This is a genomic window from Christensenella sp. KGMB01412 (assembly GCF_055522415.1).
On the sequence record NZ_JBVFVW010000007.1, the window covers coordinates 1 to 22,060 of the forward strand.

A 22,060-nucleotide genomic window follows, 5' to 3' on the forward strand; every position below is an offset into this window, starting at 1 on the left:
AGCTCAACCAGTAAATAATTCGCAACTTAAAACGGAGCCTCCCGGGTTCCGTTTTTTGGTTACAGTGTTCACGGATTATAATAATTTATCGTAAGTTTTGCATAGCCTGCTTTACGTTAAAGCGCCGTAATGTCATAAAGCAATGCGTTACAGATTGCCGCGGCAATATTGCTGCCACCCTTGCGCCCGCGTGCCACAATGCACGGAATGCCCGTTTCCATAAGCAGTTCCTTGGATTCCACAACGTTTACGAACCCAACCGGCACGCCGATCACGCCAACAGGGGAAAGCAGGCCTTCACTGTAAAGCTCGCTTAAACGGATGAGCGCGGTTGGCGCGTTGCCAATGGCAAAAATAAGCGGATTTTTGAGCGAGGCAGCTTTTTCCATGCTTACCGCAGCCCGCGTCACGCCGCGCGCCTTGGCCTCATCCGCCACGTCCCCGTCAGACATAAAGCAATGTACCTGCCCGCTAAATTTTCCGAGCGCCGCTTTGCTGATCCCGGCCTTTGCCATCTGCGTGTCGGTAACGATATCCACGCCGTTTTTAAGCGCGTCTTTTAAGGTTTCCACCACGCCGTCAGAAAAATACAGCGTCTGCGCATATTCAAAGTCAGCGGACGTGTGGATTGCGCGTTTGATAATCTTTTCGTACCGCGGGTCGAGCTTTTTATCGCCCAACAGTTCTGAGATGATCTCAAAGCTGCGTTTTTCAATATCCGCCGGTTTTACGATCTCGATATCCATATCCCATTCTCCTTTTGGTCATTTTTCCACGCCCGGCCTTGCGGGAATCCCTTTGTCGTAAGGATGCTTCACATTCCGGATGTCTGATACATAGTCTGCCAGTTCTATAAGCTGCGCGCCGGGATTGCGGCCAGTCATCACGACCTCGATGTGCTCCGGCCTGTTTTTCAGGAAATTCATGAGCAGCTTTTCATCCAGCATTCCCGTACTGAGCGCGCCCATGGCCTCGTCCAGAATCAGCATATCGCACTTGCCGTCCTCGCACAGCGCAATCGCCTCGCGCAAATGGTCGTTGTGGTTTTTGGTGACCTTCCGCCTTTGCGCCTCGTCAAACGAGTTGGAAAACCCGCGTACGTCCTTGCCGGAGATCACGGTAACGTTTGGAAACGTGCGCAGCGCTTTTACCTCGCTGCTGTCCCCGTCCTTTAAAAACTGCACGACGACGACGTTTGCGCCATAACCGGCGGCCCGCAGGGCCAGCCCCATGGCGGCGGTCGTCTTCCCCTTGCCGTCCCCGCAATAGATGTGCGTAAGTCCCATTTTATTCATTGCCGACGCCCTCCTCCAGAACCCGGTAGATATAGTCCATATCGAGCGCTTTTCTCATTTCATGCGCAAGGATATCGTACTGGCTGTTTTTATACTCTGCCAGGTCGAATGCCTGTACGTTGTCCGTACTAAGCCCTTTTGCACGGAGCAAAGCATCCACAACGGCCTTGCATACGTCTTCCTTATCAAAAATACCATGCAGGTACGTACCGTAAACATTTCCTTCGTTTACCACTGCGAGGTTGTTGGTGGTTTCGCCCATGTGGATTTCGTATGCGTCGTATTCCCTGCCGGAAAGCCCGCTGAAAATGCCGCCTACCTTTGGCAGCAGGCCGGTTGCACGCGTCCGCGTCTTTTGCTTTGCGAAAACGGTTTCGCCCGAAAGCAGGCCCATGCCTGCCATCTTTCCGCCGTGCTCTACGCCATATGGATCGGCAAGGCACACGCCAAGCATCTGGTATCCGCCGCACACGCCAAGCACTGGAAACCCCTCCGCCGCATATTTCAGCAGGGAGGCCTCCAATCCGGATTCCCGGAGCCAAACGAGGTCCGCCATTGTATTTTTGGTACCGGGCAGTATCACAAAATCCGGCCTGCCAAGTTCTCCCACGCTGCCTACATAGCGTACGCCCACGCCGTCCATATATTCAAGCGGGTTAAAATCCGTAAAATTTGAAATCCTGGGAAAACGGATCACCGCGATATCGATGAGCGCATTTTGTGGTTTGCGTTCAAATCGATCGGTAAGGCTGTCTTCGTCGTCTACATCGATGTGCAGGTAAGGGATCACTCCCGCGACAGGAACCCTTACAATCTGCTCGAGCTGCCGCAGCCCGGGCTCCAAAATAGATGGATCACCACGGAATTTATTGATCACAGTACCCTTTACAAGCTTCTTTTCATCTTCTTCCAGCAGCAGCATCGTACCCGCGAGCGCCGCAAACACGCCGCCGCGGTCAATGTCGCCTACAATCAGCACAGGAGCCTTTGCAAGCTTTGCCATACCCATATTTACAATGTCCTGGGATTTTAAATTGATCTCGGCAGGGCTGCCCGCGCCTTCGATCACAATGATGTCGTACTCCTGCGAAAGGCTGTCATAGGCGCGCATAATGTCCGGGATCAGCTCCGTCTTATGGGCAAAATACTCCCGCGCCCCCATATTCCCGCGTACCTCGCCGTTCACAATCACCTGAGAACCCTCGTCGCTGGTGGGTTTGAGCAAAACAGGATTCATGCGGACGTCGGGCGGGACGCCCGCGGCCTCTGCCTGCATCACCTGCGCCCGGCCCATTTCAAGCCCGTCCTGCGTGATATAGGAATTAAGCGCCATATTTTGGGATTTAAAGGGAGCGACCGTATAACCATCCTGCTTAAATATTCTGCACAGTCCGGCGCACAACAGGCTTTTGCCGGCGTTTGAGGTGGTTCCCTGTATCATAATTGCCTTTGCCATCAGGTCTCCTTTGTTTCCGGCGAAATTTTTTTGAGGCAGTCGATCAGGTATTCGTTTTCCTTCATGGTCCGCACTGCAATCCGGTAATAATGCTCGTCAAGCCCGCGGAAATTCCTGCATGGACGGATCAGGATACCAAAATCCAGCAGCTTTTTATCGAGCTTCGTATCGTCGGAATAAAAGAGGATGTAATTTACCCCCGACTCAAACGGATGATAACCAAGCGCCCGCAGCTCACGCATGAGATACGCCCTGTTGCCGGACACGAGCTGCCTGGTAAGCTTCACGTGCTTTTTGGCGGAGAGCGCGGCAATCCCGCATTTTGCGGCGACGGTGGAAACATTCCACGGCTGGCCGATCCGGCGCACCATGCGGATAATCTCCTCATTCCTGCACAAAAGATACCCAAGGCGTATGCCCGCCATTGCGTATACCTTGGTAAACGCTTTGAGGATAATGAGATTGTTGAATTCATTCAAAAATTCGGTGGCGCCGTAATCATTCTGGCGTTCCAGGAAGCCGATAAAGCATTCGTCCACCACCAAAACCGTACCGTTTTTAAGACAACGTTCCGCCAGGTCGCGTATCAGGTCCTTTTCCACAGGCACGCCAGTCGGATTGTTGGGATTACACAAAAAAAGCATACCAAGTCCGCGCGGAATTACGTCTAAAATATCATCCGTAAGCTCAAAGCCATTTTCTGCGGACAGGTCGTAATGCGATACGCTGCATGGGATCGTTGAAAGCGCCGCCTCGTATTCGGAAAAGGTAGGAGATACGATCATCGCGCTTTTTGGATGAATTCCCTGCACGATTCTGTAAATAAGGTCTGCCGCGCCATTCCCGCAAAAAATATACGGGGCGGGTATGTGCTCGGCTCTTGCAATCGAAGCCCGCAACTCCCTGCACAGGGGATCCGGGTAATGCTGGTACGCGGCGATATTTTCCGTGATCGCTTTTTCGACCTCCTGTGGCATGCCCGCCGGATTGATGCTCGCGGAAAAATCTACTACGTTGTCAGAATATTTCATTTTGCGCGGGGTATAGATATCCCCGCCGTGGTTTGTTTCGTTTCGTTGTTTTGCATCCATAATACTGTTACCATCCCTTTATAAAAACATGACAAGCGCAAAGCGCGCTGCTGCAAACAAAAGCAGGGCCATAAGCGCAGTCATGTACATAAGCCGGTTCATGCGCTTAATATCCTGCGGCACCACTGCCTGCAGCGGATCGCCGATCGTTTGCTTTCTGACCAGCTTTCCAAAATAATATGCGTCGCCCGCAAGCTGTATCCGCAGCGCTCCCGCGGCGACGGCCTCGGTCTTTGCGCTGTTGGGGCTTGCGTGGTTATGCCTGTCCCGCCGGAAAATACGCAGCGCATTTTTCGCGTCCAGCCGTGAAAAAAAGCTTGCCGCTATCATAATCCATGCGGAAAGGATTGCCGGTATAAAGTTTACCACATCATCGAGCCTTGCGGCAAATTTTCCAAATAAAAGATAGTTCTCGTTTTTGTAGCCGATCATGGAATCGAGCGTATTGACGGCCTTGTACAAAAATCCGAGGGGCGCGCCGCCGATCATCATAAAAAGCATAGGGGCGATTACGCCGTCCGAGGTGTTTTCCGCAATGGTCTCTACGGTCGCCTTGGTAATCTGCTGCCCGTTGAGGTTTTGCGTATCCCGTCCGACGATCCACGACAGGTATTTGCGCGAGTTTGCAAGGTCGCCCTTCTCCAGGTAATGATATACCCTCATACTTTCCGCGCGCAGGCATTTGGTTGCGAAAATCTGGTAGCAAAAGAATGCTTCTACTGCAAGCCGGACATAAACGTTCCATAAAGACAGCAAATAGAGTATCAAAAACGGAACGAGGAAGGAAACTGCTACCACAAAAACCGTGAGCAGTACGCCGCCTGCGAATTCCTTTTTTGGTAGCCATTTTCGAAGCAGCTTTTCCCCGCCGGAAATCATCCTGCCAATCAGGCGCACCGGATGGGGAAACCAGGCCGGATCGCCCAGCAGGAGGTCGAGCGCGAAGCCAATGACAATGGCAATCAGTATTTCCAATCGTTTGGCCTCCTTCCCACCGTCATGCGAGTCCTCCTACGGCAGCCGCAATAAGTACCAAAAGCTCTGTGATGCACAAAGAGTAACCGGCAAGATCGCCTGTCAATCCGCCAAATTTGCTGTAACAGATGCGCCGGAACAGCAGCAACCATAAAAATGCAGCTGCAACGGCAATACATCCGGTCATTGGATCAATCAAAATCATACCTGCCGACGCGGCAAGGATATACAGCAGGCTTGTGGCCTTTACCACAGTTTTATCCGCCTGCCCGCAGAATGCGTGCGCAAGCCCGGTGTCCCGCGCAAGGCGGAAGGAAACCACCGCCAGCGCGCTGTACCCGCGTGAGAGGACATACCCAAGGCACAGCAGCAGGATGAGCTGTGGATGGTCGAAAAACTGCATTCCAAAGCCAAAGCACAGCAGCAGGTAAGAAACGCAGATTATTACGCCAAACGCGCCGACATGGGAATCCTTGAGAATTTCAAGCTTGCGTTCTGCCGGCTGGTGCGAGGATAGCGCGTCGCTTGTGTCGATAAGCCCGTCAAGATGGATACCCCCGGAAAGCAGTACGGGCAGCAGTGCAAGCACGACCGCCGCAAGCGCTGTATTCAGGCTGAAAAAACCGCAGATCCACACCCACAAATAAACGAATGCGCCAACGACGATTCCCACAAAAGGAAAGAAGCACATGGCATATTTCATGGTATGCTGGTTCCATTCAAGCTGCGGCATCGGAAAAACCGAGTACATGGAAAGTGCGGTTACAAGCCCGCTCAATACTGATTTCAAAGCGCCGTTCCTTTCTTTATTAATAAAAATGTATACGATACCGTTCGAAGAATCCGAAGGCAGACGCATAAGACGCAGTCCCTCGGAGACGCGCCGTACAGTTCAAAAATCAAAACGTAGTACGGCGCGCTGCATCCGCCTGTTGAAGCATAAGCGATACAACGTGGTCACGGCTTCTGAAGCTCCTCGGTGCGGCATCTTATGTGCCTGCCGGCAAGTATCCGCAAAATCTTACGCGCCATTGACCTGCCGCTCGCATAGTACGCTCTACGCAGTGGTTGTACGTTGCCGGGCATACCACTCTGCTTCCGGCAGACACAGGACAGATTGCAGCGAAGGGCTTCAGGAGCCGTTGCACTTTGGCTGGATTTCCCCCCTGTCCGGAAAGGCGGATGCAGAGCGCGCCTTTGTTTCCCCCGTTACAATGTACGCGCATCCCTGAGTCGCAATCTGTTTTGCGGCTGCCCGGTAAATGCAATGGTCTGATGCGGCGTGAAACGAAACGCAAACACATGAATTGCCGCGAACGATATCGCATATAATCCCAAAAAACAAAGTTATTCCAGCGGTTTATACTGCTCGATGCTGGTCTGGGAAAACGTGCACATTTCACGGTATACGCAGAGCGCCATATCAAGTAGCCCCATTGCAGCAATCGCACCCGTACCCTCGCCAAGACACATCTCGCAGCTGATGAGCGGTTTCTGCCTGAGCGCGGAAAGAAGCAGCGCACCGGCAGGCTCCTTGGAAACATGCGACGCAAGCATATAGTCCGCGCTGAGCGGCGCGAGACGCTGCGCCACAAGCGCCGCCACAGAGGAAATCACCCCGTCGATCATAACAGGCACTTTATGGACGGCGCCGCCCAGAAACAATCCGGCGATCCCGGCGATATCGAGTCCGCCAACCTTGGAAAGAACATCGAGCGGATCTTCGGGATCGGGACGATTTACCTCAATCGCTTTTTTGATAGCGCAAACCTTGCGGTTAAGCCCGTCGCTGCTGAGTCCCGCGCCATGCCCCGTCACTTCTTCCACAGGTTGCTGCAATAGTACGGAAATCATGGCGGAGCTTGTGGTTGTATTGCCAATCCCCATCTCGCCGGTGGCAATGAGCCGGTACCCCTGCTTTTTCAGGCAGCCTGCAATCTCGATCCCCACTTCGATCGCGCGGATTGCCTGTTCCCTTGCCATAGCGGAACAGAGCGTCATATCGTTTGTACCATACATGATTTTACGTCTGAGAACGCCGGGCGTGTCGATATCGCGGTAAACGCCAATATCTACGGGGATTACGTCCGCATGGGCGTGGCGCGCCATGGCGCACGCGCTCGTCCGGCCCTTTGCAAAGTTTTCGGTGACGATTGCTGTGATCTCGCAGTCGCTTTGCGCGACTCCGCGGCATACAACCCCATTGTCGGCACACATCACGGCAACGCAGCGTTTCTCAATCGTAACGTCGGCCGTTCCGGTTATTCCGGCAATCCGGCAGACCGCCTGTTCCAGCAGGCCAAGGCTGTTGAGGGGTTTTGCAATGCTGTCCCACCGCCGCTGCGCTTCTTGCACACAGGTTTCGTCGGCAGGCGATATTTCCCGGAGGGCCTCCTGTAGTGTCATCGCTGTTCCTTTCCATATTCCCTGCACCGCATAAGGAACCGTTGCAGCAGTTCAGGCTTATCTGCAAAGTGAAGGTGCGGATAGCCTGCAAATAAATGATTGGACGCATGAATGCAATCCCATTCCCTGCCGCGCTTGTGTGCCGTCATATTACAGCCATTGTTTGTACTGTCCGAATAATGGAACTCGTGCGCGGGGATTTTCCCGCCTGCCTTGCACAGCAGGTTGTCATTCCGAGCCGAGAGCGTGAGGTACCCAAACCGGGAAAGCTTTTTCGTCATGCTGCATTCTCCGGGAAGCGCGCCTGCCATTTCATAGGCGTTGCCCGCACGATCCGTCATGCGTTCCAAAAGATACATGAACCCGCCGCATTCCGCAATCACAGGCATTTTTCCTTGCACGGCCTCTTTGATGCTGCTGAGCATCGGTGTATTTTCCGATAATTCCTTTGCGTATTCCTCAGGATAGCCGCCCCACAGGATGAGCCCGCTTGCGCCTTTTGGCACACGGCTGTCTGTAAGCGGGGAAAAATACAAAAGCTCGGCGCCCAGCCGTTCCAGTAAATCGAGATTATCCTGGTAAAAAAAGCAAAACGCCTTGTCCCTTGCGACTGCAACGCGCACAGGCTCCTGCCTTGCAAGATTGTTCCACTTGTCCTCATAGCTGAGCGGCGGCGCATTTTTTCCAAGCGATAAAATACCGTCAAGGTCAATACATTCCTCCGCGGCATGGGCGAGCAGATCGAGTTTTTCCTGCAGGAGGGAGACCTCGTCCGCCGTTACAAGCCCCAAATGCCTGCTTTCAAACGCGGCCTGCGGAATATCGGGAAAATAACCGTAGGCGCGGAGTCCCAGCGTATCGTTTACCAAACGCCGATAGACAGGATACATACCCGCCGTGCATCCGTTAAAAATGACACCCTGTAAATTGTTTTGCCGAAAATCACGGTAGCCCTGCAGCATTGCGGCAAGTGAAAGGCCCATACCCTTCACATTTACAATCAAAAGCTCGGGCGTTTGCGTTGCCAGCGCAAGATGGTTTGACGAATAGCTGTCGCTTTCAAAGCCAAGCCCGTCATACATGCCCATAACGCCTTCGATCACTGAAAAATCCGTGTCGGCAGAGTTTTTCGCAAGCAGGAACCGTACGGTTTCCTCTCCGCTCAAAAACAGATCGAGGTTTGACGAACAGGCGCCGATGATCCTGCTGTGAAACATGGGATCAATGTAATCCGGCCCGCATTTAAAGCTCGACAGGGAAAGCCCGCGCGCCATGAGCGCCCTTAGGATACCGCAGGTAACCGTCGTTTTTCCCGCGCCGCTGCCCGTACCCACGAGCATCACGCGGGGTATTGCTTTATCCATTGCGCGCGCCTCCAATGAGCCAGACGGGGTTTTGCGCCTTCATCAGGTGGTAGCTTCCGAACGGCTCCGCCTGCGATATGTTTACGCACATAGCGTCCGCCGCTATGCCGCGCTCGCTAAAACAACGAAGGGCCTCGGCCTGCGTTTCAAGCGTTACGGCGGTCGCGAGGATTTTTGCGTCCGGGTTCTTTTCAAGCGCCGCGTCAATGATGCTACCAAGGTTGCCGCTGCTGCCGCCGATAAAAACCTTATCCGGGGCGGGAAGCCCTTTCAGGCATTCCGGCGCAGCTCCGTGGATTGCTTTCACGTTATACGCGCCCAGCTTTTGCCTGTTTTCATGGATAAGGGATATCCCGTCTTCATTTTGTTCCACTGCGTAAACAAAGCTTTCACAGGCAAACCGCGCCATGGCGCACGCTACGCTGCCGGTGCCCGCGCCGATGTCATACACCACATCCGTGGGCGTTATGCCAAGGCGGGCAACGCACAGGCTGCGAACCGCCTCTTTGGTCATGGGCACCTTGCCGCGCACAAAATCAGCATCCCGCAGGAAGCTGCACGCACGGACAGAAGCGGGATTTTCCACCAGCATCACCGCAAGGTCTGTAAAGTGTTCATTGGAAAGTTCCTGTGCGGTTCCCCGAACAATCCGTTCCGTTTCGTCCGACAGGTTCTCGCCCACGCATACGGATACATAGCCCAGCCCGCACGATATAAGCTCACAGATCACGTCGTGGGCCTTCTGATGCCCGCCCGTCAGGACAAATACGCGCGGGTGGTAACACACTGAGGGAAGGGCGGAAACATCCCTGCCGTGGACGCTCACGGTTTTGATATCGTCGTAAGGAACCCTGAGCTTCGCGCAAAAATACTGCAGGCTGCTCAGCCCGTTTTGAAACGAAAGCACGCAGCCGCGTTGCTCTGTAAGCAATGAGGATATACTGTAAAAGCCTACGTCTCCTGATGCAAGGATGGTGATATCCACATTCTCCGGCTGGGCCTGCACAGCATGCGCAAGCCCGGAAAGCGTCATACGCACCGTGTTTTGGTTGAGGAAACCGAGCTTTTCAAACAGCCGTCCTGTCGCAAACACAATATCGCTGCGTTTGATATGGAGTTTTGCCTGTATGGTCAGCAGCTCCGGATTTCCCGGGCCCGCCCCGACCACAGTCACCTTTTTCATATGGTTATCCCGTAATGCGGTCCGCAAGCACCTGGGCGATGCGCGGATCCTCGCCGAGCGTCTGTCCAAGGGTAATCGTCACGCCCTTATGTTCCTTTAAAAATTCATCGATTTCCTGCGGGATGTCTTCGCGGATATGAATGCCGCTGAACAGGAAATAGGGAACGACCTTGATATTCGTCACGCCTTTTTCTATCAGCTTATTAAGGCCGCCTGAGATGTTGGGCCTGCCAAACTCCATAAAAGCGGTCTCCACCGGAATTTCGACGTCCTTTGTCGCCATTTCGACGATTGCATGGAAGGTGTCTTCCGTTTTCTTTTCACGGCTCCCATGAGCCAGAATCAGCGCTCCGTTCATTTTGTTTCCTCCTTTGGATAAAAAGCCTTTACGGCTTCAATCGTATGGTCAATATCCTCCTGCGTATGCGCGGCGGATAAAAACATTGCTTCAAACTGTGACGGCGCGATATAAATACCGTTCCTTAACATATGGTTGAAATAATCCGCATATTTTTTAACGTCGCTTTTTTTGGCGCCCTCATAATCCGTAACTTCTCCCGTGGTAAAGAAAGCGCACAGCAGGGAGCCAATCTGGTTGACGGTACAGCCTGTATTCATACGGATGCCGTCCGCAAGCCGCCCGGCAAGCGCGGCAGTATTCGCATAAACGCAGGGGTTCTCCTTTAGCTGGGTGAGCGCGCAAAGGCCCGCCGCCATCGCGACAGGATTTCCGGAAAGCGTACCCGCCTGATAAACCGCGCCAACCGGAGCGACGCATTCCATGATTTCCCGCCTGCCGCCATACGCGCCAACGGGCATACCCCCGCCGATGATTTTTCCATAGGTTGCAAGGTCTGCGTCCACGCCAAAATACTCCATCGCTCCGCCTAAAGCCAGCCGGAAACCTGTAATTACCTCGTCAAAGATGAGCAAAGCGCCGTTTGTATCGCATAACCTGCGCAGCCCCGGCAAAAAGCCCTCTTTTGGAGGAACCACTCCCATGTTGGCCCCAACAGGCTCCACGATTACCGCTGCAATATCGCCTTTGTTTTTTTCAAACAACCGCGCCACAGAATCAAGATCGTTGTACTCCGCAAGCAGCGTGTCCTTTGCCGCTCCCTCCGTCACGCCCGCGCTGTCCGGATTGCCTCCGGTAAGCGCGCCGGAGCCTGCTTTCACAAGCAGGCAGTCCGAGTGGCCGTGGTAACAACCGGAAAATTTTACGATCTTTTCCCGCCCGGTGTATCCGCGCGCGAGGCGGATCGCGCTCATGACGGCCTCCGTGCCGCTGCTCGTCATGCGAACCATCTCAAGCGGCTTCACAAGGCTTACGATCAGCTCTGCCATTTCCACCTCGAGCGCTGTCGCCGCGCCAAAGCTCAGGCCGTTCGCAGCCGTGCGGCATACCGCGTCAAGGATTGCCTCGTTGCCGTGCCCGAGTATCATCGGCCCCCACGAACCAACGTAGTCAAGATAGGTATTCCCGTCTTCATCCATGATATACGCGCCTTTTGCGCTGCGGATAAAACGGGGCGCTCCGCCCACTGCGGCAAATGCGCGCACAGGGCTGTTGACGCCCCCGGGCATCACTTTTTTTGCTCGCTCAAAAAGCACTTCCGATTTTGTCATATCAGCCGATGTCTCCTTTTTTGATTGCCTGCGCAAGCTCGTTCGCGTAATAAGTGATCAGGATATCCGCGCCTGCACGGAACATAGATACCGCGCTTTCGCACATCACGCCGTATTCATCGATCAGGCCTGCTTTGGCGGCAGCCTTGATCATTGCATATTCGCCGCTGACGCTGTAGGTAGCCACCGGAAGGTTGGTGTTTTCCGCAACCAGCCTCACCACGTCAAGGTAGGAGAGAGCCGGTTTTACCATCAGGATATCCGCACCCTCGCATTCGTCCGTCATGGCTTCCTTCAGCCCTTCTTTTACATTGTGGTAATCCATCTGGTAGCTTTTGCGGTCGCCAAAGCTGGGGGCGCTGCCCGCCGCGTCGCGGAACGGGCCATAAAACGAAGAAGCGTATTTTGCCGCATAGGACATAATCGGCACGTTCTCAAAGCCGTTTTCATCGAGCGCACACCGCATCGCGTCTACGCGTCCGTCCATCATGTCTGACGGGGCCACCATATCCGCGCCCGCCAGCGCGTGCGAAACGGCGATCCGTTCAAGATAGGGCAGGGTTTTATCGTTATCCACAGTCTGACCATTCAATATGCCGCAGTGGCCGTGCGAGGTGTACTCGCACATACATACGTCCGTTACCAGATAAACCTCGTCCTGGAAGCGGCTCCTGATTTCGCGCAGCGCCCGCTGCACGATGCCGTCGTATGCAAAGGCCTGTGAGCCGTGTTCGTCTTTATGGTCCGGCAGCCCAAACAACAGGAATTTATCCACTCCCGCCTCAAGGCTGCGTTCCACACCCTCGCAGATGCGGTCGGCGCTATAGTGGTACTGTCCGTCAAGCGAGGGTATTTCAGACTTGATATTGCTGCCATCCTTCGCAAAAAGCGGTAAAATGAGGGAGGAAGCGGAAAGCCTCGTTTCCCGGCAAAGCCCCCTGATTTGCTTATTAGCGCGCAGCCTGCGCGGTCTTTCTATCATAACCGTTCTCCTTTTCTGGTTTGGTATTGTATACGTTTTTGGAGTCTGCTCCTGGCACTGTCTTCCTCGCACCACATAGCGCACCTTCGGTGTTTCGCGAAAGAAGCTGCGCTTCTCTCGCGGGCTCTTATTGCATAGGGATGTTCCAATGCCAGCGTCAGGTCAGACCGTTGCATGAAAACGCCTTTGCGCACGCAGTAAGCAGGCTTTGAATACAACGGTCTGACCTGACGTGAAATAATGCAATAACGTATTCCTTACCGATCGCCCTGTTTCGTTTCGTTCGTATCCAAAATCAACTCCACCATGGAATCTATCGTCGCCTCTTTTGACACGCGGACATCCAGCCCGTAACGCCGCGCAGCCTGCGCGGTTTTTTCGCCAATACAAACGGCGGGGATGCCATGAAAGCCTTCCGGTTTATCCACAGAACGCGCAAAGCCTTCCACACAGCTTGCACTTGTAAAAGTGATCAGGTCAAAATCCGCGGGGGTTGCGTCTACAGGCTCGTAACGCGTTTCGTATACGCTTACCTCGTCAAAGGCCACGCCGCCCTGCGTGAGGATATCCGTAAGCTCAGGAGCGGATTCCCGCGCGCGCAGAAGCAAAAGCCTGTCGCTTTTGGTGATAAATCCATCGTCCAGCATCTCGTTTGCAAGCGCCTGTCCGCTGTATACGGAGGGGATAAAATCCGGCTTCAGTCCAAAACGCAGCAGCGCCTTTCCGGTTTCCCTGCCAATCACAGCGATCTGTTTTCCGCCCAAAGCCCGCGCGTCGCAGCTGTCAAACAGCCTTTCAAAGTAAGCATCCACGCCCGCCGCGCTTGTGAACACAAGCGCCCGGTAGGGCGTAAGGTCCGGCATCGAAAAGGGCAGGGGCATCGTTTTGATCGCAGCAAGGGCGGTTACGTCCGCGCCAAGCGCACGAAGCCTTGACGCAAGCTTTGCGGAAGACGTTTTCGGCCTGGTCACAAGGATGCGCTTTCCTTTTAACGGAAGGTTTGAAAACCAGTCGAACTGCCTTGATAAAGAACACACCCGCCCGACAATTATGAGGGAGGGAGATGTAACGGCATTTTCCCTTACAGTATCCGCTATACCGTCCAGCGTGCAAAGAAATTTGCGCTGGCAGGGACGCGTTCCGTTTTCTACGATTGCGCAGTCCATATCAGGAGCCATACCGCCTGCGATCAGGCCTGCTGCAATCTCTGCTGCGCTCGCTACGGACATCATGAAAATAAGCGTACCGGAAAGCCGGACGAGTGCCGGGTAATCGAGCTCCAGCGCGCCGTCTTTTTGTTTGTGTCCGGTGATCAAATGCACGGAAGAGCAGTAATCGCGGTGCGTTACCGGAATCCCCGCATAGGTTGCCGCAGCAATCGCCGATGTTATGCCGGGTACGACCTCAAACGCGATTCCCTCCCGGACAAGTGCTTCAAGCTCCTCCCCGCCGCGTCCGAATACAAAGCTGTCACCGCCCTTCAGGCGCACTACAGTTTTTCCCTGCTTTGCCTCGTCTACCAAAATCTGGTTGATTTCGTGCTGCGGCACAGGATGGTTGCCTGCATTTTTTCCTACATTAATGCGTTTTGCATCCTGCGCGACAAGCTCCATAACCTCCGTGCCGACCAGCCTGTCGTACACTACGACCTGCGCGCCCGCAATTAATTCCCTTGCGCGCAGCGTCAAAAGGTCTGCGTCCCCGGGGCCGGCGCCCACCAGATATACTGTTCCGCTCATTTTACTTCTCCAATCATCCGAAGCGCAAGGCTTTTTCCAAGCGCTTCGCCATCCTGTTTATTTCCTGATGTTTTTTGAATATCGACTATTCCGTTGCCGTCCGCATAAAGCCCGGTGAGTGTCATACAATCTCCCTCTATCACTGCGTACGCCGCGACGGGAGAGCTGCAACCGCCGTCAAGCGCGCGTACAAAACTGCGTTCCGCCCTTGCGGCCAGCATTGCCTGCGGATCGTGGAACCCGTCAAGAATATGCGTGTCAAAATCTGCACGCGCCTGCACCGCGAGAATTCCCTGGCAGGCTGCCGGAAGCATTTCCCATGGCTCAAAAATCCGGCTGATGCGATGCTCGAGGCCGAGGCGTTTGAGCCCGGCGCATGCAAGCACCAGCGCCGAATACTCACCGGAATCAAGCTTTTGGAGCCGCGTTTGCACATTGCCCCGCACCGGCAAAACGGCATGGCCCGGAAAAAGGCGTTTTAGCTGTAGCGTGCGGCGAGCGCTCGCACAGCCGATCGGTTTTGCAGGATCGGGCGCATCCGTTCCCTGCGGAAGAATCAGCGCATCGCGCGGATCTTCGCGCGGGGAAGCCGCCACAACAGGCAGGCGCTCGTCCGTCTCCATAGGCATGTCCTTAAAGCTGTGCACGGTCATATCAACCTTTCCATCGAGCAACGCCCGGTCGAGCTCCTTCACAAAAAGGCCTTTCCCTCCGATCTGGTCAAGCGTCCGGTCCAGTATCATATCGCCGGTTGTTTTCATGGTAATAAGCTGTGTCTGTACGCCGGGGTTGTTTCGGCGGATTGCCCGCATTACGATTTCGGCCTGAAGCACAGCCAGCTTGCTTTCCCGGCTACCAATCTTAATCATGAAGCGCCTCCCTGATTTTTTTTGCTGTTTGCGCGACGGCATGGTGGTCGTCTCCGCTGCCAACAGCTCCGATCACGGCCTGCGGCGTTGTAATCACAGCAGGAAAAAAGAATGTGCATTCCTCCCTGCTGTCTGCAACACTCACCGGAATACCGCGCCTTTTGGCCTCGATGCCAATCCTGCGGTTCACCTCGCGCTTGTCTGTCGCCGCCACCGCCAAAAATACGCCCTCAAGATCGCCTTCTTCAAACGCGCGGGGAATGCAGCATATTGCTTCGTCCTGTGGCAGGGTTTGCGGGATGTGCGGCGCGACGATCCTGATACGGCAGTCAAACCGCAACAACGTTTTCAGCCTGCGCTGCGCAATCCTGCCCGCGCCCGCAACCAGCACGGTTTTCCCTGAAATATCGGTAAATATCGGAAAATGTGTCTTTTTCCCGCCCTTTTCCAGAAGCGGAAAAACAGAAGAAAGGCGTTCCACAATTTCTTCGCAGGAAAAACCATGGTCGCTGCCCGGCCGGTCGATCAGTATCACCTGTGCGCCCGCCTGCCTTGCCGCCTCCAGCTTCTCATCAAAGCCGCCCGCATCGCCGGAATTTTTGGTCAACAGGTAATCGCAGCCATATTGCCTGAGCATTTCCACATTAAGCCCGCACGAAAACGGGCCCTGCATACAGATCAGGTTTTTGCCGGAAAAACCCAGTGAAAACGCTTTGTCTACCGCCTCAGGGGTTGATAATATCCGCGCGAATATACGGGACGAAAAATCCGGGAGCTCTGTGAGCGCGCCAAGCTCCTTGCTGCCAATGGTGGACAGCACCCTTCCGCCGTGCGATTTCAGGTATTCCACCACAGCCTGTATATTTTCGCATAAAATCACGTCGGAGCATTCTCCCGCGGGACGCAGCAGCCGCAGATATTCCACGCCCGCAAGCGCGCAGGCGCGGCTGATATTACTGGTTGCCTGCGCTGCATAGGGATGCGTGGCGTCGATTACAAGCGCATAGCCGTTCTTTTGGATGAGCGCCAGCATTTGCTCCCCGTCGCACCTGCCGCAAAGGACATGGCCGCCATGATCTCCAAGCAGCTCTTTACCATACCCGGTTGCGACGGAAACATCCACGTCCGCGCCCGCCCGGGTAAGCGCCTCAAATAATGTCCGGCCTTCCGTCGTGCCTGCAAAAATCAGGATTTTATCTGTGCTTTTCATAATTCCCTGTAGCCCCTCGGCGTTACGAGCCGGTTGTTGATCACTTTTGTCTGGCTGTTGCCAATCATTACGGTTGTGAACATATCCACCTCGCGGTCTTTAAGCTGTCCAAGCGTACAGAGCTCTGTTTCCTGTCCCTGCCTGCCGATGTTACGCACATATCCGCAGTTTGTGGACGGGGACTGGTACAGCAGGATTTTTTCACACGCTTTTTTCAGGTAATCCCTGCGTTTCCTGCTGGAAGGGTTATAGAGGCAAATCACAAAATCCGCATCTGCCGCGCACATAAGGCGTTTTTCTATTTTTTCCCATGGAGTGAGCAGGTCGCTGAGGCTTATGATGGCAAAATCATGGATCAGCGGCGCGCCAAGCGCCGCAGCAGCGCTGCACGCAGCCGTAATGCCCGGAACGACTTCAACCGCAAGATCCGGGTAGGGCTGCGCAACCTCAAGCATTACGCCCGCCATACCATAAACGCCTGCATCGCCGCTGCACACAAGGGAAACCGTCTCGCCGGCAAGCGCATGGGAAAGCGCGATTTTGCAGCGGTCAACCTCTTTGGTCATGGAGGTGCTTTGCGTTTTTTTGCCGCGCACAATCTCCTTTATAAGCTCGATGTAAAGGTCGTAGCCCACGATTACACTGCTTTCCAGCAATGCCTGTTTTGCCTGAGCGGTCATATATTCTTCGTTCCCGGGGCCAATGCCAACCACGTAAATTTTACCCAATATTCTTCTCCTGTCCGCAGGCGCGGTTGAATTTATATTCCGTCCACTTCCTGAAATCCTGGTAATATTTTTCTGAAATTCCCTCGATTTCCATAAGCTGCTTTTGATGGCTCTCGCGGAGCACCTCGCTGCACAGGGAATCGATATCCACAATCTGCGCGCATTGCGAAACTGCGGGATCAATATCACGCGGCACGGCGAGATCCAAAAACAGCCCGGGGATTTTGCCGCACATACAAAGGCGGTCATGCTCGATGGTATAGTGCGGGCTGGAGGTGGCGCTTACCACCGCGTCAAACGCGTGAAGGCGGTCGTAGCGCTCGGAATAATCAAACGCACATACGCCCTGCGGGATATCCACCATGCCGTGATGATATTGCCTGCGCGTCATGCTGACAGAAAACCCGTTTTGGCAAAGCGTTTGCGCGGTAAGCCTGCCGACGATCCCATTGCCGATCACAAGGATATTTTTGCAGCCCGCTTCCTTCAGGAAGGAGAGGGCGCGCAGCGCAACCGAGCGTTCCTCGCCTGAAAACCTGACCTGCGTTTTGATTTTTTTGGCGGCGCTGATCGCGTTGCGGAACAGCACCTCGAGGATGCTGTCTGTCGCGCCTGCCTCCCGCGCCCGCACGAGGGAGCCTTTGACCTGCGATATAATCTGGTCCTCTCCCCAAATTTGGGATTTTGCGCCGCATGAAAGCTTGCACAGGTGCGTAAATACGCTGTCGCCCGTACGCAGCCGGTGAAGGCCGCGGTATGCTTCAAAATCCATACCCAGCGCGTCGCACAAAAGTGCGAACGGATTGCAGTCGAAGCCGTCCGCGCACGACAGGTAAAGCTCTGTGCGGTTGCATGTCGATACGATGACCGCGCCAAGAATTTGAGTGTTTTGGGCAAGCGCGCCGTATACGTCCGACTCATGCGATGCAGTCAGCGAAAATTTCTCGCGTACCGGTATGCCTGCAAGGGAATAATCGATTCCCGCCATCCTGATATTCAAAATTCACATCTCCAATATTTTTTTGCGAGCGCGGCGGTTACGCCGCCGCCCGCCTGTTTCCTGACAAAAAGTTCCCCGCCTGAAGCCGCGACCGCCGCCCGTTCGCATACGTTATCCACGCCCACAGTCTTCCGTACAAAATCGGACGGCGTAAAATCTCCGGACACCGAAGCGAGCTCCTGTGCGGAAAACGTTACAAGCGGTAATCCGTATTTTTCACAGAAGTCGCGAATGCACCGCTCGTCCTTTTTCAGGTCAATCGTTGCGAGCTTCTCCACAGAGCACAGGGAAACCCTCGCCTTCCTTGCCGCCTGCAACACAAAAGCTTCAAATGCGCCGCTTTGCGTATCCCTGCGGCACCCTACGCCCAGCGTCACGATTTTGGGAACGACTGTAAGCGTGCGCTGAAACGGTTTTTTGTGTTCGTCAAGCGTAACGCAAAAGCCTGTTTCAAGGGATATGTCTGCCAAAACACCCATGGGAAGTGTGCCGCAAATCCCAAAATCGCTCTGCACGCCTGCGTTTTGCCCTGCAAGCAACGCGGCGGAAACCGCTTTGATGTGCTGCGTATCCGGAATCGCGCAGCCGTTTTGCGTTGCCCATACATCCACAGCAAATACGCCGTTTACATCTGTCGCCGTCGTGATGACCGGCGTAGCGTGCAGCAGGGTTGCCAGCCTTATTGCGAGTGCGTTTGCACCGCCGATATGCCCGGACAGTACCGGAATGACAAACCGGCCCTTTTCATCGATCACCAGCACCGCGGGATCGGTGTCCTTTGCTTTTACCAGCGGGGCGATCATTCGCACGGCAATCCCTGCCGCGCCGATAAAGACAATCGCGTCGCACCCTGCAAAGCAGCGGCGGGTAAACTCCTTTGCGCTTTCGCGCTCCTTCTCAAACAAGATAAAATCAATATCGCCAGCCTGTAAAAGCGTTTGGGCCGTGCAGGCTCCATTTTGCGTAAAAAAGAGCACGCCCGCCTTCATTTTGAAGCCTCCCGGAAGAGGTGGGTAAAGGAGGGATCGTATAATTTAGACCGCGAATATTCGTCGCCCAAAAATCCGCCGACAAAAATCAGCGCCATCTTATGGATACCGTTTTCCCGCGCTGCGCGGGCAATATCCTGTACAGTGGTCAGCACCACCTTTTGGTCCGGCCACGAGGCCTTGTAAACGATAGCGGCAGGGGAATCCGCCGCATATCCGCCTTTTATCAGGCGGTCCTTAAGCTCGTCCAGCATTGTAGTGGACAAAAAAACCACCATGGTCGCGCCGTGTGCCGCAAGCCTGGAAATTTCTTCCGCCTCAGGAACGGGCGTACGGCCCTCCATACGCGTTAAAATGACGGTCTGGCTTACATCCGGGAGCGTAAGCTCGGCGCGCAGCGCCGCCGCCGCTCCAATAAACGAGCTCACGCCCGGCACAACCTCGTAGGGGAGCCCGTGCCTGTCAAGCAGGTCCATCTGCTCACGGATTGCTCCGTAAATACACGGATCGCCCGTGTGCAGGCGAACGATTTCCTTTTGCTCTTCGCTTGCGCGCAGCATGACGGATATTACGTCCTCCAGCGTCATAGACGCGCTGTCATAGACCGTGCAGCCCTCTTTCGTGTAAGAGAGAAGCGCGGGATTAACAAGCGAGCCGGCATAGATCACAACATCGGCGCTGCCAAGCTTTTCCTTACCGCGCACTGTTATGAGGTCGGGCGCGCCCGGCCCTGCGCCGACAAAATAAATCATATCGTTTTCTCCTTTGCGATAATTACGCTAAAATAGCTTGCGTCCCCGCCAAGCGTATCCAGTCCATAATGGATTTTCTCGTTTTCCATACCGCAGCATTCCACAGCGCTCACGTCTTTATCCTGCGTTTCAAGGAACTCCTTGAGTTCACCGACACTTTTGCCGGATTTCATCAGCACCTGTGTACCGGGCAGCAAAAGGGCCTGCTCCATATTCCTGTAAGAGGCGGGAATCACATGCAGGGGCTGCCTGCCCTCGCACAGCGCAATATCAAGCCGCGCCGCCGCCGCGCAAAACGACGGAACGCCGGCAATCATGCCCGTACGGTAGCCCGCTTCCTTCAAAATGCGGTGGATGTACATTGCGGTAGAATAAATGGACGGATCCCCAAGCGTCAAAAAGCCGACGTCCTTTCCGCCGTCAAGGTGTCTGCCAAGCGCTCCGGCCGCTTCCTCGTGATAACGCCGCAGCTCTTTGCCGCCGCGGATCATGGGCATATCGCAAAAGACGATTTCCTTTCCATCCAGGTAATCCTTTGCGATTTCGAACGCGACGTTTTGTTTGCCGCCACTTTGGGGCAGCGCGATCACATCGCAGGCCTTTATCGTTTCAACCGCTTCGAGCGTCATCAGCTTTGGATTTCCAGGGCCTACGCCAATGCTGTAAAAAGTTCCTTTTTTCATTGTGAGGGAGATTCCTTTCCAGCCAGTTTTTTTGCGAGCTCCCGCGCGCCTGGCGTTTCGCACAATACTGTGTGATCATTCAAAAATACGATGACCTCAGTTTTCAGAAGGGCCTTCGTACGGTAATCGATGTGCAGGCAGACTTTTTGCAGGATGCGGCCCGCCACCTCCTGCAAAAGTCCTGCCTCCTGCAAAATAGCCGCCGCAGCGTCCGTTGTTTTGCACTCCAGTATGCGCCGCACGGTTTCGCTTGGCGCGCCCGCCGCCGCACTGTGCGCCGCAAAAACCTCCATACGTCCGTCCGCGACGGATGAATGCGTATTCATAACGCCCGCCGCGATTTTAACCAGCTTTCCGGCATGGCCCACAAGCAGTGCCTCGGAAAAACCGGAAAAAACGAGATAATCGAGCGTTTCACCTATAAAATTAGAAAATTGCACGCCGTGCTCCAGCGTTAGCCCAAGCTCTTTGCTGCAAAAATCGCTCCCGTAGTTACCGGGCGTGATCAGGATGCGGGCCGGGTTTTTCGTCTTTGCCTGATCGATCAGCAGCTGCACCGTATCAATCAGCGCCTTTTCGCTCATAGGCTCCACGATGCCGGTGGTGCCAAGGATCGAAATCCCATCCGTAATCCCCAGCCGGGGGTTATAAGTGCGCTGTGTGATCTGCCTGCCGTTTACTGCGCCAATCACGATATCTACGCCCCCTGCACATTCGTATTGCTGCAAAATGCGCCGGGCATTTTCTTTGATCATCCGCCGCGGCACAGGATTGATCGCGGCTTCCCCTACAGGGCATTTGAGCCCCTGCGCGGTTACTGTGCCAACGCCCTCGCCGCCGAAAATCCGCACCTCGCCATGCTCCGTGCGAAAGGAAACGGTAGCCGTGATTTCGATGCCGTCCGTAACGTCGGGATCGTCGCCCGCGTCTTTCCGTACCGCCGCAGTAACGCTGCCTTCCTTAATCATATAAGAAAGCGGTTCAAAGCCTGCCGTTATCCCGCCTGGCAGCGTAATTTTTACAAATTCTGTACGCTCGCCTGTCAGCAGGGTTTGCAGCGCCGCTGCGGCTGCGGCGGCCGCGCAGCTGCCGGTGGTAAATCCGCACCGCAATTTTTTGCCGTTTTTTATGACGCTGTCCGCCATCAGTAGCCTCCCGTGCCGCATGTGCGGCGGTATAAAAAAGTTCCAACACAGGCTGCGTTGGAACGAATCATCCGTATCAATATCCAGACAGGATATGCACATGGTGACATTCTCCGTGTCCTCGCAGAAAAATGTATCTGAAACATAAAGAGGTCCTCTGGCTTCCGGACGTTCGTCCGCTTCACAGTAACGGGCTTGCGTGGGATTCTCACCCATCTTCCCCTCCGGACCGTAAAACAGTCCTTCCAATAATGATATCCGATTGGCAGTTTACTGTCAATGGAGCCTGTAATCGAAGGTTGCCGGCCTTTTATGGGCAGCTTCGTTCAGTTGTCCCCCCTGTTTGAAAAGTCAGCGCTTTCCAATGAAGAATGTTCCTTATCGCCGCCATTTTGGGCCTTGCCGTTTTGCTTTGCCTGCTTCTTCCATTTGTGTTTTTGCCTGAGCGCCTGTATCAAATCAATCAACATCTGGTTTGCGATTATGCCCATTCTGGATACCTCCACATTGTGACGCTCTTATTATACCACAGCATAGTTGCAAAGGATACGATAGATACTACCA

The 22,060-nt window shown here is 54.4% G+C and carries 22 protein-coding genes; all 22 read right to left on the reverse strand.

Annotation, left to right across the window (positions count from 1 at the left end; translation table 11 throughout):
- Positions 1-116: 116 nt before the first annotated feature.
- The 22 genes from ACS5WU_RS10950 to ACS5WU_RS11055 all read right to left on the reverse strand — a co-directional run bounded on the left by ACS5WU_RS10950 (position 117) and on the right by ACS5WU_RS11055 (position 21,987).
- Positions 117-746, reverse strand: coding sequence for a precorrin-8X methylmutase (locus ACS5WU_RS10950; protein ID WP_465089160.1), 630 nt, complete (start codon positions 744-746; stop codon positions 117-119).
- 18 nt (positions 747-764) lie between these two features.
- Positions 765-1,295 carry a cob(I)yrinic acid a,c-diamide adenosyltransferase gene (locus ACS5WU_RS10955; RefSeq protein ID WP_059108431.1) on the reverse strand — a complete coding sequence of 177 codons (531 nt, stop codon included), beginning with the start codon at positions 1,293-1,295 and terminating at the stop codon, positions 765-767.
- Positions 1,288-2,751, reverse strand: a complete 1,464-nt coding sequence (locus tag ACS5WU_RS10960) for a cobyric acid synthase (RefSeq protein WP_320607144.1) — start codon at positions 2,749-2,751, stop codon at positions 1,288-1,290. Before ACS5WU_RS10960 ends, ACS5WU_RS10955 begins: the two co-directional genes overlap by 8 nt.
- Positions 2,751-3,842: a pyridoxal phosphate-dependent aminotransferase gene (locus ACS5WU_RS10965; protein WP_046441952.1), complete on the reverse strand. Its 1,092-nt coding sequence runs from the start codon at positions 3,840-3,842 to the stop codon at positions 2,751-2,753. The genes ACS5WU_RS10960 and ACS5WU_RS10965 overlap by 1 nt, the downstream gene beginning before the upstream one ends.
- 18 nt (positions 3,843-3,860) lie before the next feature.
- Positions 3,861-4,817, reverse strand: coding sequence for an adenosylcobinamide-phosphate synthase CbiB (gene cbiB / locus ACS5WU_RS10970; protein WP_302759983.1), 957 nt, complete (start codon positions 4,815-4,817; stop codon positions 3,861-3,863).
- 22 nt (positions 4,818-4,839) lie between these two features.
- The gene (cobS, locus tag ACS5WU_RS10975; RefSeq protein ID WP_302759984.1) at positions 4,840-5,607 is read right to left on the reverse strand and encodes an adenosylcobinamide-GDP ribazoletransferase; all 768 of its coding nucleotides are present in this window, start codon (positions 5,605-5,607) and stop codon (positions 4,840-4,842) included.
- Positions 5,608-6,164: 557 nt separating this feature from the next.
- Positions 6,165-7,223 carry a nicotinate-nucleotide--dimethylbenzimidazole phosphoribosyltransferase gene (gene cobT / locus ACS5WU_RS10980; protein WP_302759985.1) on the reverse strand — a complete coding sequence of 353 codons (1,059 nt, stop codon included), beginning with the start codon at positions 7,221-7,223 and terminating at the stop codon, positions 6,165-6,167.
- Positions 7,220-8,587, reverse strand: coding sequence for a cobyrinate a,c-diamide synthase (locus tag ACS5WU_RS10985; protein ID WP_302759986.1), 1,368 nt, complete (start codon positions 8,585-8,587; stop codon positions 7,220-7,222). Before ACS5WU_RS10985 ends, cobT begins: the two co-directional genes overlap by 4 nt.
- Positions 8,580-9,770 carry a precorrin-6y C5,15-methyltransferase (decarboxylating) subunit CbiE gene (gene cbiE, locus ACS5WU_RS10990; protein ID WP_302759987.1) on the reverse strand — a complete coding sequence of 397 codons (1,191 nt, stop codon included), beginning with the start codon at positions 9,768-9,770 and terminating at the stop codon, positions 8,580-8,582. Before cbiE ends, ACS5WU_RS10985 begins: the two co-directional genes overlap by 8 nt.
- Before the next feature lie 4 nt (positions 9,771-9,774).
- Entirely contained in the window at positions 9,775-10,128 is a 354-nt protein-coding gene (locus ACS5WU_RS10995) for a sirohydrochlorin chelatase (protein ID WP_059108425.1), read from the reverse strand.
- On the reverse strand, positions 10,125-11,399 hold the full coding sequence (gene hemL, locus ACS5WU_RS11000; protein WP_302759988.1) for a glutamate-1-semialdehyde 2,1-aminomutase: 1,275 nt from the start codon (positions 11,397-11,399) through the stop codon (positions 10,125-10,127). Before hemL ends, ACS5WU_RS10995 begins: the two co-directional genes overlap by 4 nt.
- A gap of 1 nt (position 11,400) precedes the next feature.
- Positions 11,401-12,381, reverse strand: a complete 981-nt coding sequence (gene hemB, locus ACS5WU_RS11005) for a porphobilinogen synthase (protein ID WP_046441964.1) — start codon at positions 12,379-12,381, stop codon at positions 11,401-11,403.
- A gap of 257 nt (positions 12,382-12,638) precedes the next feature.
- Entirely contained in the window at positions 12,639-14,120 is a 1,482-nt protein-coding gene (gene cobA, locus ACS5WU_RS11010) for a uroporphyrinogen-III C-methyltransferase (protein ID WP_302759989.1), read from the reverse strand.
- A complete protein-coding gene (gene hemC / locus ACS5WU_RS11015) occupies positions 14,117-14,989 on the reverse strand; it encodes a hydroxymethylbilane synthase (RefSeq protein WP_302759990.1) in 873 nt (290 codons plus the stop codon). Before hemC ends, cobA begins: the two co-directional genes overlap by 4 nt.
- Positions 14,982-16,199: a precorrin-6A reductase gene (gene cobK / locus ACS5WU_RS11020; protein WP_302759991.1), complete on the reverse strand. Its 1,218-nt coding sequence runs from the start codon at positions 16,197-16,199 to the stop codon at positions 14,982-14,984. The genes hemC and cobK overlap by 8 nt, the downstream gene beginning before the upstream one ends.
- Positions 16,196-16,927: a precorrin-3B C(17)-methyltransferase gene (gene cobJ / locus ACS5WU_RS11025; protein ID WP_046441970.1), complete on the reverse strand. Its 732-nt coding sequence runs from the start codon at positions 16,925-16,927 to the stop codon at positions 16,196-16,198. The genes cobK and cobJ overlap by 4 nt, the downstream gene beginning before the upstream one ends.
- Positions 16,920-17,927, reverse strand: a complete 1,008-nt coding sequence (locus ACS5WU_RS11030) for a glutamyl-tRNA reductase (protein WP_046441972.1) — start codon at positions 17,925-17,927, stop codon at positions 16,920-16,922. The genes cobJ and ACS5WU_RS11030 overlap by 8 nt, the downstream gene beginning before the upstream one ends.
- Entirely contained in the window at positions 17,924-18,916 is a 993-nt protein-coding gene (locus ACS5WU_RS11035; protein ID WP_302759992.1) for a cobalt-precorrin 5A hydrolase, read from the reverse strand. The genes ACS5WU_RS11030 and ACS5WU_RS11035 overlap by 4 nt, the downstream gene beginning before the upstream one ends.
- Complete coding sequence (gene cobM / locus ACS5WU_RS11040; RefSeq protein ID WP_046441974.1) at positions 18,913-19,668, reverse strand: precorrin-4 C(11)-methyltransferase; 756 nt, start codon at positions 19,666-19,668, stop codon at positions 18,913-18,915. Before cobM ends, ACS5WU_RS11035 begins: the two co-directional genes overlap by 4 nt.
- Positions 19,665-20,351, reverse strand: a complete 687-nt coding sequence (gene cobI / locus ACS5WU_RS11045) for a precorrin-2 C(20)-methyltransferase (protein ID WP_046441975.1) — start codon at positions 20,349-20,351, stop codon at positions 19,665-19,667. Before cobI ends, cobM begins: the two co-directional genes overlap by 4 nt.
- The gene (gene cbiD / locus ACS5WU_RS11050) at positions 20,348-21,712 is read right to left on the reverse strand and encodes a cobalt-precorrin-5B (C(1))-methyltransferase CbiD (RefSeq protein ID WP_462676142.1); all 1,365 of its coding nucleotides are present in this window, start codon (positions 21,710-21,712) and stop codon (positions 20,348-20,350) included. Before cbiD ends, cobI begins: the two co-directional genes overlap by 4 nt.
- Positions 21,713-21,822: 110 nt before the next feature.
- The gene (locus ACS5WU_RS11055; RefSeq protein ID WP_156415047.1) at positions 21,823-21,987 is read right to left on the reverse strand and encodes a hypothetical protein; all 165 of its coding nucleotides are present in this window, start codon (positions 21,985-21,987) and stop codon (positions 21,823-21,825) included.
- Between the last annotated feature and the right edge of the window lie 73 nt (positions 21,988-22,060).